Origin of the sequence: Variovorax atrisoli (genome assembly GCF_014195185.1) — a bacterium.
Classification (GTDB): Bacteria; Pseudomonadota; Gammaproteobacteria; order Burkholderiales; family Burkholderiaceae_C; genus Variovorax; species Variovorax atrisoli.
In genome coordinates, this window is the sequence record NZ_JACIBG010000007.1 from 427,093 (window position 1) to 439,823 (window position 12,731).

Genomic DNA, 12,731 nt, shown 5'->3' on the forward strand with positions numbered 1-12,731 from the left:
ACACTGCCGTGAAGGGACAGGCCATGGCGACTGCCAGAACCTCCACCGCGAAGACGCGCCCGCCGGCCAAGGGGTCGGTGCGGGTCAAGATGCTGCCCAAGGATCCGCTGGTCGCGCGCCGGGACAACCTGTGGCCGGTCGATGTGGACATCGAAGCCGCGACGGCGGGCGACGGGCCCTCCAGCGCACGGGTCTGCGTGGTCGACTACAACGCCGAGCTCGATGTGCTCTTCGAGCCCGCGAAGCTGCTCAAGGACCGCACGGGCTATGCCGGCATCGCGAGGATTCGACCGAACGAGAGGAGCCTCGACGATTTCACCTTCCACCAGGTCAATGTCTGGGCCATCGTCGAGCAGACGCTGAGCTGGCTGGAGGATGCACAGGCGCTGGCGCGCCCCATCCCCTGGGCCTCGGGCCTGGGGCGGCTGCTGGTGATCCCGCATGCCGGCTACGACGAGAACGCCTTCTACGATCGGTCGAGCGGGGCGTTGCACTTCTTCTATTTCCAAGGGCCCTCGGGCGAGCCGGTCTACACCTGCCTGTCGCGCGACATCGTCGCGCACGAGCTGGGACATGCGGTGCTGGACGGCCTGAAGCCCGGCTACAACGAGGTGACCTCCCCCCAGACCGCCGGCTTCCACGAGTACTTCGGCGACGCCATCGCGATGATGGCCAGCCTGAGGACGCGGGAGATCGCGCTGCGACTGACGGCCGATGCGCCCGCGCGGCTGGCAGCGAGGAACATCGTCTCGGCGATCGCCTCCGAGTTCGGAGCGGCCGTCCACGGCCTTGCCGACCACGACTACCTGCGCGGCGCCTGGCGCAGGCGGACGATGAGCCAGATGGCCGGCCGCTACGAGCCGCACGACTGGTCGGAGGTGCTGACCGGCGTCTACTACGAGCTGCTGCAGTTCCTCTACGTCAAGAACCTGGACGAGATCCTGGGGAGCATCGCCCGGGAGTCGAAAGTGCCGCGACGTGCGGTCGTGCGCAACCAGCAGCACTGCATGCGCGCCGTGATCCGGGCGGCCGGGCAGACCGCGAACGTCATGCTGCGTGCCCTGGACTACTGCCCACCCGTGGACCTGCGCTATGACGAGTACGCCCGTGCGCTGCTTCGCGCGCACGAGGTCGCGTACCCCGTCGACAGCTACGGCATCCGGGCCGCGCTGCAGCGGTCGTTTGCCGTTCGCGGCCTGGTGCCGGCCCCCGAAGTGGAGGGCTTCAACTCGCAGGTGACCTACGCGCTGCGCGCTGCGGGCGATATCGAAGCGATCACCGCGACCCCGGGCGACGCCTACCGCTTCGTGGACCGGTACCGCGGCATGTTCGGCGTGCCGCACGAGGCGAACCTGCGCATCGTCGCCGTGTACGCGACGCGCAAGAGCACGGCCGGAGGTTTCCGGCCGCCGCGCGAACGCATCATCGAGTTCACCTGGACAGAGGACGTCGAACTCAGGGGCCCGGGCTTCGGCCCCTTAAATGGAACCCGGGTGAACATGCACTGCGGCGGGACGCTGGTCTTCGACAGCAACGGCAACTTCCTGCATTCGTCGCTGGTTCCCGCGACTCCCAGGCGGCGCAGAGAACTTCAGGACTACATCGCACACCTGGTGCATGACGGCAGCATCGGCATCACCGAAGGCGTGCAGGACCCCGGCGTGCCGGATGGCGGGGGCTTCCGCATCTCCGCCACGGTCGTCCGAGGGCGGCTGCGGCTGTCGTTCAACGCCGCGATGCGCCATGCCGGGACCGAGCGCCACAGGCACTGAGGTGGCCTCAGCCTGCCGTCGTTCCTCGGCCGTGATCGATGCCTCACCTTCTTGTACCGGATGCACTGCGCAGTTGCGACAGGCAGCCGCCGCTGCGCTTTCGCGGCCGAGTCAGGTGCAGACGTGACGGGAGTCACGCCGCATAGATCGCCTCCACCGATCGGAAACCCTTGATCTCGATCGGATTGCCGAAAGGATCGCGGAAGAACATCGTCCATTGTTCGCCAGGCTCGCCTTCGAATCGAACCTGCGGGGGCAGCACGAAGGCCGTGCCCGCGGCGCTCAGCCGCTCGGCCAGCGCCTTCCAGGCGGGCAGCAGCAGGATGGCACCGAAGTGCGGCATCGGCACCATGTGCGCGCCGACATGGCCCGTATCGGCCGTGGCGAACGGCGTTCCAAGGTGCAGCGAGATCTGGTGGCCGAAGAAATCGAAATCGACCCAGGTGTCGGTGCTGCGCCCTTCGGAGCAGCCGAGCACGCCGCCGTAGAAGGCGCGCGCCTGGTCGAGGTCCGTGACGTTGAACGCCAGATGGAAGGCGGAGGGCAGTGAAAGCGTGGAGTTCATGCGAAGAAGGAAAAGGGTTGATGGAAGCGGCTGGGGGGCCGCCGGCATCGACGTGCCGTGCGGCAGCCCGCTCAATGCCCGGCGAGCACGGACTGGAGCAGCGGCAGATCCACGTTGCCGCCCGACACCACGATCACGGCGCTGCGCCCGTCCAGCTGCAGGCAGCCGGCCAGCAACGCGGCCAGGGCCACGCTGCCGCCGGGCTCCGCCACGATGCGCAGCTCTTCGAGCGCGAAGCGCATGGCTTGGCCGACCTGCGCGTCGGTGACCGCGAGCGCGCTGCTGAGCAGCGGCTGGTTGATCGCGAAGGGAAGCTCGGCCGGGGTCGCGGCCTGCAGCGCATCGCACAGCGTGCGCGCAGCGGGGTCGTTGCTTTCACGCCGTCCGCTGCGCAGCGAGCGCACCGTGTCGTCGTAGCCGGCCGGCTCCACCGCCACCCGCTGCGCACCGGGGCTGAGCGCATCCAGCACCAGATTGCAGCCCGCCATCAGGCCGCCGCCGCCGCAGGGCGCGGCGAAGACTCCGAGGTTCTCGCGCTCGCCCGCCGGCAGGTCCTCGAGCGCCTCGAGGGCCACCGTGCCCTGCGCGGCCAGCACGTCAGGATGGTCGCCCGGAGGCACCAGCGTTGCGCCCGTCTCGGCGAGCAGCTGCATGCCGATGGCTTCGCGGCTTTCGTGGCGGCGGTCGTAGTGGACGACGCGCGCGCCCTGCGCCACCGCCTTCGCGACCTTGTTGCGGGGTGCATCCACGGGCATCACGATGGTCGCGGGAATGTCGAGCTGAGCGGCAGCCCAGGCGATCGCCTGGCCGTGGTTGCCGGTCGAATAGGCCACGACGCCGCGGCGGCGCTGCGCCGGATCCAGGTTCAGAAGCGCATTGAAGGCGCCGCGCAGCTTGAAGGAGCCGGTGAGCTGGAGGTTCTCCAGCTTGAGCCACACCGGACCGCCCGCGCGTGTATCCAGCGCGGGCCAGCGCAGCAGCGGCGTGCGGCGAACATGCGGGGCGATGGCTTGCGCGGCCCGCTGCACGTCCGCGAAGCGCGGCACCCTGAGGGTTCCGAGCATCTCGTGCGCGATGGTGTCGGGCAGCAGCGCGGCGCTGCGGGCTTCGGGTTCGGCGTTCACGACGGCGGCTTCCATCAGGCGGGGTTCCAGACGGAAGGCGCGACGCTGCCGGTCTGGCTCGTGATGCGGGTGTAGGCCTCCAGCCGGCGATGCTGCGCGAAGTTGAAGATGGTGTTGCGGCCCAGCTCGCACATCTCCAGGTTGCAGTCGGCGACGATCAGCTCGTCGTCCCAGGTGGAGGCCAGGGCCATGACTTCGCCTTGCGGGTTGACGATCACGGAGTGGCCCAGCAATTCGCAGCCGTCCTCGTTGCCGGCCTTGGCCACGCCCACGCCGAAGGTGGCGTTCTGGTAGCAGCCGGCCTGGATGGAGAGCTGCGAATGGAACTGGCGCTGGTAGGGCGCCTCGAAGCCCCGGTTCTCCTGGTTCACGGCCGGCGTGTTGTAGCCGAGCATGACCAGCTCGACCTGCTGCAGGCCCAGCTCGCGCCACGACTCGGGCCAGCGGCGGTCGTTGCAGATCAGCATGCCCATGTTCACGTCCACGCCGGCCACCGGTGCGCGCACCACCGGGAACCCCAGGTTGCCCACTTCGAAGTAGCGCTTCTCCAGGTGCTGCACCTTGCGGATCGTGGAGAACTCCTTGTGGCCCGGCAGATGGACCTTGCGGTACTTGAGCACGATCTCGCCAGAGGGAGCGATCACCACCGAGGTGTTGAACCGGCGCTTGCGCAGCACGCCTTGCTCGTCCGGCTCGTGGGCGATCTCGGCATAGCCGAGGTAGCAGGTCAGGCCATAGCGCCGGATGGCGTCGAACAGCGGCTGGGTCGCGGGCGAGGGCAGGGTCTCTTCGTACCAGCCGTCGGCTTCGTCCAGGTTCTCGACGTACCAGCGCGGAAAGAAGGTGGTCAGGGCGAGTTCGGGAAAGACGACCACGTTGGCGCCGCGCTGGTGGGCGCGTTCGAGCAGGCGGACCATGCGCGCGACGACGACGTCGCGCCCTTCGGCACGTTGGATGGGGCCCAGCTGGGCGGCGGCGACGGTGATGAGACGTTTCATGGCTGATGGCTAAGGAATAAATGCACAAGCAATGCGAGCGCCGATGTACGGCAGACACGGGACTGCGACCTGCGGTCGGAGGCAGCCCCTCCCAGGTGAAAGATTCGAGTCGATTGAATGGCCGGTGCCTGCCGATGCCGCAGGCGCCGGGCGGAGGATCAGTGGCCGGCCATGCCGGTGCGGCGTTTCTCGAGGCTGGCGAGCACGCGCGTCAGCGGCCAGAGCATGACCAGGTAGAGCAGTGCGGCCAGCACGATGGGCGACGGGTTGTAGACCAGCGACTGGGTATCGCGCGCGGCCCTTAGCAGCTCCGGCATGCCCACGACGCTGGCGATCGTCGTCAGCTTCACGACCTCGATGCAGTTGCCCAGCAGGTCGGGCATGACGTTTCGCACCGCCTGCGGCAGGACCACGTAGCGCAGGGCCTGCATGCGGGTCAGTCCCGTCGAACGTGCCGCCTCCATCTGGCCCTTGTGCACCGCCTGGATGCCGGCCCGGAACACTTCGCAGAAGTAGCTCGCGTTGTTGAGCACGAAGGCGATGACCACGGCCGCGAGCTTGGGCACGTCGCCGCCGAGGAAGGGCAGGCCGAAATACAGGAAGATCAGCAGGACCAGGGGCGGAAACGCACGGAAGAAGTCGACGTATGCGATCACGGTCCAGCGCACCCAGCGCGAGCCCGATTGCGTCTGGCCCAGCGCCAGCAGCAGCCCGGCGATGGCCCCGAGCGGGATGACGATCACCGACAACCAGATCGTCGTCCACAGACCGTTCAGCAGATAGGGAAGGACCTGGCGATAGATCTCCAGGTTGAAGAAGTTCTCGATGATCGAGTCCATGGCTGGCCTGGCTTAGTTCCTGTTGGATGAGCGGTGTTCGAGCGTTCTTGCCACGAAGACGAGGGGCAGGAACACCAGCAGGTAGAGGAAGGCGCCCACCGTGAGCGGCGTCGGATTGCCCGCCACGGCTGCAGATGCCTGCGCCGTGCTGAGGATCTCGCTCAACGCCACCACCGAGCCCAGCGCGGTGTTCTTGGTCGTGGCGATCACCCGGTTCGTCAGCGGCGGCACAGCGCGCCGCAGGGCCTGGGGAAGCAGCACCCAGCGCATCGCCTGCCACCAGCCGAGGCCGGTGGAGCGGGCGGCCTCCATCTGCCCCTTCGGCAGGGAGGACAGGCCGGCCCAGATGCTCTCCTGGGCATAGGCCGCGAGCACCAGCGACAGGGACAGCCATGTCGAGGTGAAGGACGACAGCGGCATCCCCAGCGCGGGCAGGCCGAAGTACAGCAGGATGATGATGACCAGCGGCGGCAGCGAACGCGTGATGTCCGAGAACAGCACGACGGGCAGGCGCAGCCAGGCGCGGCCGGTGGCCCGGGCCAGCGCCAGCACCAGGCCGGCCGCCACGCCCGTCACCACCGTGGCCGCGCCGACGCCGATCGTGACCACCATTCCCCGTGCGATCTCGTGCCAATACTGGGCCGCGACCGCGGGATTGAAGAAGGTGAAGAGGAACCCGGAATTGGCTTCGTTCATGCCGGGCTCGCGCTCTTCGCGTCCATGTAGCGGCCGATGAAGCTGCGCGTGCGCGCTTCCCTGGGGTTCTCGAACACCTCGGCCGGCGTGCCCTGTTCCGCCACGACGCCGCCGTCCATGAACACCACCCGGTCGGCCACCGCATGCGCGAACGCCATTTCGTGGGTCACGACCAGCATCGTCATGCCGCCTTCGCGCAGGGCGCGCATCACGCGCAGCACTTCGTCGACGAGTTCGGGGTCGAGCGCGCTGGTCGGCTCGTCGAACAGCATCACCTTGGGCTTCAAGGCAATCGCCCGGGCGATGCCGACGCGCTGCTGCTGCCCGCCGGAGAGCTGGGCCGGAAAGGCATCGGCCTTGTGGCCCAGCCCCACTTGGGTCAACGCGTCGCGTGCGATCGCCTCGGCCTGCGCGCGGTCCTTCTTCTGCACGCGGCGCAGCGCCAGCGTGACGTTCTCCAGCGCACTGAGGTGCGGGTAGAGGTTGAAATGCTGGAACACCATGCCCACGCTCTGGCGCACGCGGTTGATGTCCGTGTCGGGCCGCGTGATGTCCTGGCCATCGACGACCACCTGGCCGGAGCTGGGCTCCTCGAGCCGATTGCAGCAGCGCAGCATGGTGCTCTTGCCTGAACCGGAGGGCCCGATCACGCATACCAGCTCGGCAGGCCGGACGCGGAGTTCGACTCCGCGCAAGACCTCCTGCGAGCCGTAGGACTTCTTCAGTCCGACTAGTTCTAGGATGGGGGCGCTCATGGGCTGCGTTTCTTCCGTTGAACCCGGCGATCAGGCGCAGTTGGGCTTGACCGGGGTGGGGTCGTAGTTCTCGGTGCCGGGCACGCCGTGGCCGGGCGCCACGGTGCGCTCGACGCTTCCCGCTGCGGGCTCGATGCCGTACCACTTGGTGGCCAGGCGCGCGATGGTGCCGTCGAGCTTCATGCACTTGAGGGCGTTGGAGACCAGGTCGCGGCCGGCCTTGTCGTTCAGGCGGAAGGGAATCGCCCAGACCAGCCCGGTCTTCACCGTGTAGGTGGTCTGCAGGGCGGGGTTCTGCTTGGCGGCCCAGCCGGCCACCGTGTTGCCCGCCAGGTTGAAGTCGGCCCGGCTCGACATGACGGCCTGGATCGCATCCGCGTTGGTGCCGTACACGTCGTACTTGAAGCCGTACTTCTCGGCGTTCTCCTTGGCCCAGCCCTCGTAGTTCGAGCCCTTGTTCACGGCCACGGTCTTGCCCTTCAGACCTTCCAGGGACTCCAGCTTCGTGCCGTTCTTGCGCGCCAGGAAGGTGTAGTTCGTCTCGGTGTAGCCCTCGGTGAAGAGCAGGGCGCGCGCACGCTCGGGGTTGACCGTCACCGGCGCCAGCAGGAAGTCGTACTTGCCGCTGTTGAGGCCCGGGATCAGCCCGGAGAACTCGGTCGCCTCGATCTCGACCTTGCGGCGCAGCCGCTTGCCCAGCTCTTCGGCCAGATCGACGTTGAAGCCCTGGATGCCGCCGCCGAGCTTGACCATGGCCTGGGGAGCGAAGGTCGGGTCGAGTGCGGTGCGCAGCGGCGCGCCTTCGTCGGCCTGGGCCAGGGGGCCGAATGCAGCGGCGCCGACGGCCAGGAGGGCGGCGAATCGGCGGGAGATATGGAGCTTGGACATGATCGCGTGTGTGGGATGAAGTTGGAAGAAGAGGGAGGAAGAGGAAAGAAGATGGAAGAGCTTCAGCGGCCGCGCAGACCTTCGGGCTGATCCAGTCCGACCAGCGCGCTGAATGCGCCCCGGCTCGCCGAGCGGGCGGGCGCAGCACCGAGCGGCCGGGACGGGCCGCGGCGCAGGTATTGGCCGGAGCCGCGCTCCGCGCGCAGCTCGCCTGCGCGCACGACGCTGCGCCCGCGGCTGAACACGTCTTCCGGCCAGCCGGTCAGGCGCATGCCTTCGTAGGGCGTGTAGCCGACGTTGTCGTGCAGCATCGCGGCGGACACGTCCACGACGCGTTGCGGATTCCAGATGGCGATGTCGGCATCGGCACCGATGGCGATCGCGCCCTTGCGGGGCGCCAGGCCGTACATGTGTGCGTGGTTGGTGGCCGTGAGCGCCACGAACTGCTCGATGCTCATGCGGCCCTTCATGACGCCTTCGGAGAACAGCAGCGGCATGCGCAGCTCGATGCCCGGCACGCCGTTGGCCATCTCCTTGAAGGTCGTCGCATCGCCCTTGGGCAACTTGCCGGATTCGTCGAAGCGGAAGGGGGAGTGGTCCGACGAGTAGACGCCGAGCGTGCCGTCCAGCAGACCGGCCCATACGGCTTCCTGCGAGGCCTTGTCACGCGGCGGCGGGCTGCAGCAGAACTTGGCACCTTCCATGCCCGGAAGGTCGATGTTGGAGGCCTCGAGGAAGAGGTACTGGGGGCAGCTCTCGGCATGCACCTGTGCACCCAGGCGGCGCGCCTGGCGAAGCACCTCGACCGTCTCGGCGCCTGCGACGTGCACGATCAGGATCGGCACGTCCACCAGACGCGACAATTGGATCGCGCGGTTGGTGGCCTCCGCCTCGGCGAGCGGGTCGTGCGACACGCCGTGAAACTTCGGCGCCGTGTGGCCCCGCTCGAGCAGGCGCCGCGCGATCCAGCGGATCATGTCGTGGTTCTCGGCGTGGACCATGACCATCGCGCCCTCCTGGCCGGCCGTGGACATGACGTCCAGCAGCGCGTGGTCGTCGAGCTTGAGCAGGTCGTAGGTCATGTAGACCTTCAGCGACGTGATGCCGTCGCGGATCGCCTGCGGCAAGTGCACCGCCAGGGCCTCCTCGTCGGGACGCGTCAGGATCAGGTGGAATCCGTAGTCGATGACGGCCTTCTCGCTCGCCCGCCGGGCGTAGTCGGCGAGGACCTGCGGAATGCTGTCCTTGCGGTGCTGGGCGGCGAACGAGAGGACGGTGGTCGTGCCGCCGAAGGCGGCGGACACCGTGCCCGAATAGAAGTCGTCGGCGCACATCAGCCCCATGCCCGAGAGCTGCTCGATGTGGCAGTGGCTGTCGATCCCGCCGGGCAGCACCCATCGCCCGCGTGCGTCGATGTCTTCCCGTCCGGGAGCCAGGCCGGTGCCGATGGCGGCGATGCGGCCGTCGGTCACGCCGATGTCGCCCTCGATGCAGCCGGTGGCATTGCAGATCCGGCCGCCCCGGATGGTCAGGTCAAATGAAGAGGTCATGTTTCTTGTGTGCTGGCGTCGGCGAAAGCGGGGAGTGCTCTTGCGCCGGAGCGTGGAGACGGGTTGTTGTTGCCGACCCGGCGGACGTCACTGGCGACCTGCGGCAGCAGGCGTATTGCGGCGAGTCGGGCGGTGGTGATTCATGACGAAGGCCTGCACGGGTGAAGCGATGAAAGAAATTATTTCGATCGCGTCAGGCCTTGTCGCGTGCCTTTTTATGCAGCAGCCATAACCTGCTGTTAAGTGATTGCACCTGGTGCGCCTATGCACCTTCCTGGGGCGTCGATGTCTCCTGGCCATCCATCAGGGCGCGCAGGTCGGTGATGAACGACTGGGCGATCTGAGACAGCGGTTCGAAGCGCAGATGCATCAGCGTTGCATGCACCAGAGGCGTCCCGTGGACCGGCCGCACGACGAGGCGATGGTTCGTCCAGCTGCGCACCGAGAACTCGTCGACCAGCGCGATGCCGGCCCCCGCCTGCACCATCGCATAGGCGTTCTGCGGCGACCCGACCTCCACGGCCGCGCGCACCGTCTGTCCCGCCGACTCGAACAGCTGGGCCACCATGCGGCCGAAGTACGTGCTCCGTTCGTAAGACACCAGCGGCCAAGGCAGCAGGTCCTCCACAGACAAGGTGGCGAGGCGCGCCAGCGGGTGGTCGTACGGGCAGACGCACACCAGCCGGGCCGAGCCGAGCGGCGCGGCGATCAGGTTGGGATGGTCGACCGGCCGAAGCGTCACCGCCAGGTCGGCCTGCTGGTTGAGCACGCGCTCCATGAGCGGCGCGGGGCCCAGGTACTGGAACGTGACCTTGACATTGGCATGCCGCTGGCGGAAGCGCGTCACGGCCTGCGGAATGATCATCTGGCCCACGCTGGGGCTCGAGACGATGTTCAGGATCCCGTCGCTGTTGTCGCGCAGTTCCTGCGCCAGTTCGTTCACGCGGTTGACGCCGGCATACACCTGCTCGACCTCGCGGATCAGCTTCTTCGCCTCCGGCGTCGGGTACAGCCGCCCCTTGATGCGCTCGAAGAGCGGAAACCCGACGCGGCTTTCGGTGTGCGACAGCAGCCGGCTCACCGCCGGCTGGGAAACGCAGAGAAGTTCGGAGGCGCCGGTGATGGAGCCGGTGGTCATCACGGCGCGGAAAACCTCGATCTGGCGGAGATTCAGGGACATGGCATGCAAGCTGCAAAGCCGGGTGAGCGGATAACAGAAGGTTAAGGGTGACCGACAACTTAGCAAGTGCCATGCCCCAGCCCGCGGCCTAGACTTTCCTCACGCCGCAACCCGCTGTCCGCCACCACTGCACGCCATGTCACGCACCCTCTACGTCATCAACCCCAACAGCAACGCAGACGTCACCGCGCAGCTCAGCGCAGCCGTCGAGCCGTTGCGGCGCGCGGGCGGGCCCGAGATCCGGTGCGTGACCCTGGAAGCCGGCCCGCCCGGCGTGGAAACCCAGGCGCACGTGGACGGCGCGGCCCTGGCCGTCAACGACTTTGCCGTGCGGCATGAAGCCGACGCGGCCGGCTTCGTGGTGGCCTGCTTCAGCGATCCGGGTGTGGCACAACTGCGCGAGCGCGTCGCCGTGCCGGTGCTCGGCATCAGCGAGTCGGCCGTGCTCACGGCGCTCACCCTGGGCCACCACTTCGGCGTGATCGCCATCCTGCCGGGCTCCATCCCGCGTCACTTGCGTGCGTGGGGGGCCATGGGCATCTCGCAGCGCTGCGTGGGGGAGATCGCGATCGGGCGGGGCGTGTCCGCGCTTGCCGACCGCGAAGCCACGCTGGCGGCCATGATCGACGCAGGCCGGCGGCTGCGCGACGAACGCGGCGCGCACGTGCTGGTGATGGGCTGCGCCGGCATGGCCGGATTCCGGGCGCCCCTGGCCGAGGCCTGCGGCCTGCCCGTGGTCGAGCCCACGCAGGCGGCCACCGCGATGGCATTGGGCCGTGTCCTGCTTGGCTGGTGAGCGCGCGCAGCCATCCGGGACAGCGCCGGCGATGAATTCGGTTCTCTTCGAGCCGCGGGCAAGGACTGTCGCGCCGCATCCGGACCTGCACCGGCGGCTGCACGCCATCCTGGGCGACGAAGGCCTGGTGCAGGACGCCCAGGCGCAGTCGCCCTACCTGAGCGATTGGCTCGGCAAATGGCACGGGCGTGCCTCGCTCGTCGCTCGCCCGGCCGACACGGCGCAGACGGCGGCCGTGATGCGGGTTTGCCACGAGACGCACACGCCGGTCGTCACGCAGGGCGGCAACACCGGCATGAGCGGCGGCGCGACGCCTGACGCCAGCGGGGCACAGGTCATCCTGAGCACGGGTCGCATGAATCGCATCCGTGTAGTCGATCCGCTCAACAACACGCTGGTGGCCGAAGCGGGCGTGCTGCTGGCCCAGGTCCGGCAAGCCGCGCAGGACGCCAACCGCTTCTTCCCGCTGAGCCTGGGTTCCGAAGGCAGCTGCACCATCGGCGGCAACCTGGCCACCAATGCGGGCGGCATTGCCGCGCTGCGCTACGGGAACATGCGCGAGCTTGCGCTGGGCTTGGAAGTGGTGCTGCCCGATGGCCGGATCTGGAACGGCTTGCGCGGCCTGCGAAAGGACAACAGCGGCTTCGATCTGCGGCAGATCATGATCGGCTCCGAAGGAACGCTGGGCGTGATCACGGCCGCCGTTCTGAAGCTGCTGCCACGGCCGATATCGACGGCGACGGCGTGGGTGGGCGCGGACCGCCTGGGCTCGTTGGTCAAGCTCCTGGCCGCGCTGCGCGAGCGGTGCGGGGAACGGCTGGCGGCCTTCGAGATGATGTCCGAAGCATCCCTGTCGCTGGTGCTCGCGCATGTGCCCGGCACACGCGCACCGCTGGCTGGCCGTCATGGGTTCCATGCGCTTGTCGAGCTGTCCGATACCTGCGCCTCGGGTCTGGACGCGCAACTGGAAGAAGTGCTGGGCGACGCGCTGCAGGCCGGGCTGGTCAGCGGTGTCGCGCTCAGCGCCGCGCACGCGCAGACTCGGGACTTCTGGAATCTGCGCGATGGCATCTCGCAGGCGCAGGTGCGGGCGGGCTGGGCGATCAAGCACGACATCTCCCTGCCGATTTCCGCGGTGGCCGACTTCGTGCCTCGTGCCGACGAAGCCCTGCGCCGGCTCGCGCCCGATGTGCGCATCGTCAACTTCGGCCACCTGGGCGACGGGAACCTGCACTACAACGTGCTGCTGCCGCCCGACACCCCCAGTGCGGCCCGCGATGCCCGCCTGGTCGAATTCAATCGCGTGGTGCACGACCTGGTCGACCAGTACGAGGGAAGCATCAGTGCCGAGCACGGCGTGGGACAGCTTCGGCGCGACGAGTTGCGGCGCTACAAGCCCGCCGTCGAGTACGAACTGATGATGCGGATCAAGCAGGCGCTCGACCCCAACCACCTGATGAACCCCGGAAAGATTTTCTGAGCCCGGCCTCCGCGCGGGTGCATGCCGCTCGACGCCACCGATCGGTGAGCAGCCACCGCGGCAGCCGTGATCCGCCTTTCGACAAGAT

General features: G+C 68.2%; 12 protein-coding genes. 3 read left to right on the top strand and 9 right to left on the bottom strand.

The window, feature by feature from the left end; genetic code table 11:
• Positions 1 to 23: 23 nt before the first annotated feature.
• Complete coding sequence (locus FHY06_RS25175; protein WP_184606675.1) at positions 24 to 1,772, top strand: gluzincin family metallopeptidase; 1,749 nt, start codon at positions 24 to 26, stop codon at positions 1,770 to 1,772.
• 133 nt (positions 1,773 to 1,905) lie between these two features.
• On the opposite strand, the gene FHY06_RS25180 is transcribed toward FHY06_RS25175, so the two are convergent.
• The 9 genes from FHY06_RS25180 to FHY06_RS25220 form a co-directional block, all read right to left on the bottom strand.
• Positions 1,906 to 2,319: a VOC family protein gene (locus tag FHY06_RS25180; RefSeq protein ID WP_026346859.1), complete on the bottom strand. Its 414-nt coding sequence runs from the start codon at positions 2,317 to 2,319 to the stop codon at positions 1,906 to 1,908.
• Between the two features lie 89 nt (positions 2,320 to 2,408).
• Positions 2,409 to 3,476 (bottom strand): threonine ammonia-lyase, encoded by a 1,068-nt coding sequence (locus tag FHY06_RS25185; RefSeq protein ID WP_260310654.1) that lies wholly within the window; start codon positions 3,474 to 3,476, stop codon positions 2,409 to 2,411.
• Positions 3,476 to 4,459 carry an N-carbamoyl-D-amino-acid hydrolase gene (locus FHY06_RS25190; RefSeq protein WP_184606676.1) on the bottom strand — a complete coding sequence of 328 codons (984 nt, stop codon included), beginning with the start codon at positions 4,457 to 4,459 and terminating at the stop codon, positions 3,476 to 3,478. The genes FHY06_RS25185 and FHY06_RS25190 overlap by 1 nt, the downstream gene beginning before the upstream one ends.
• 158 nt (positions 4,460 to 4,617) lie before the next feature.
• On the bottom strand, positions 4,618 to 5,298 hold the full coding sequence (locus FHY06_RS25195; protein ID WP_019658534.1) for an amino acid ABC transporter permease: 681 nt from the start codon (positions 5,296 to 5,298) through the stop codon (positions 4,618 to 4,620).
• Positions 5,299 to 5,310: 12 nt separating this feature from the next.
• Entirely contained in the window at positions 5,311 to 5,994 is a 684-nt protein-coding gene (locus FHY06_RS25200; protein ID WP_019658535.1) for an amino acid ABC transporter permease, read from the bottom strand.
• Positions 5,991 to 6,749 carry an amino acid ABC transporter ATP-binding protein gene (locus tag FHY06_RS25205; protein ID WP_019658536.1) on the bottom strand — a complete coding sequence of 253 codons (759 nt, stop codon included), beginning with the start codon at positions 6,747 to 6,749 and terminating at the stop codon, positions 5,991 to 5,993. Before FHY06_RS25205 ends, FHY06_RS25200 begins: the two co-directional genes overlap by 4 nt.
• Positions 6,750 to 6,779: 30 nt before the next feature.
• Positions 6,780 to 7,637: a transporter substrate-binding domain-containing protein gene (locus FHY06_RS25210; protein ID WP_019658537.1), complete on the bottom strand. Its 858-nt coding sequence runs from the start codon at positions 7,635 to 7,637 to the stop codon at positions 6,780 to 6,782.
• A gap of 62 nt (positions 7,638 to 7,699) precedes the next feature.
• The gene (gene hydA, locus FHY06_RS25215; protein ID WP_184606677.1) at positions 7,700 to 9,187 is read right to left on the bottom strand and encodes a dihydropyrimidinase; all 1,488 of its coding nucleotides are present in this window, start codon (positions 9,185 to 9,187) and stop codon (positions 7,700 to 7,702) included.
• Between the two features lie 262 nt (positions 9,188 to 9,449).
• Positions 9,450 to 10,367, bottom strand: coding sequence for a LysR family transcriptional regulator (locus FHY06_RS25220; protein WP_020723448.1), 918 nt, complete (start codon positions 10,365 to 10,367; stop codon positions 9,450 to 9,452).
• Positions 10,368 to 10,503: 136 nt separating this feature from the next.
• Between FHY06_RS25220 and FHY06_RS25225 the strand changes: the two genes are divergently transcribed.
• Both FHY06_RS25225 and FHY06_RS25230 read left to right on the top strand, forming a co-directional pair.
• On the top strand, positions 10,504 to 11,163 hold the full coding sequence (locus FHY06_RS25225; RefSeq protein WP_019658540.1) for an aspartate/glutamate racemase family protein: 660 nt from the start codon (positions 10,504 to 10,506) through the stop codon (positions 11,161 to 11,163).
• Positions 11,164 to 11,194: 31 nt separating this feature from the next.
• Positions 11,195 to 12,643 (top strand): FAD-binding oxidoreductase, encoded by a 1,449-nt coding sequence (locus FHY06_RS25230; protein ID WP_184606678.1) that lies wholly within the window; start codon positions 11,195 to 11,197, stop codon positions 12,641 to 12,643.
• The last annotated feature ends 88 nt before the right edge of the window (positions 12,644 to 12,731 follow it).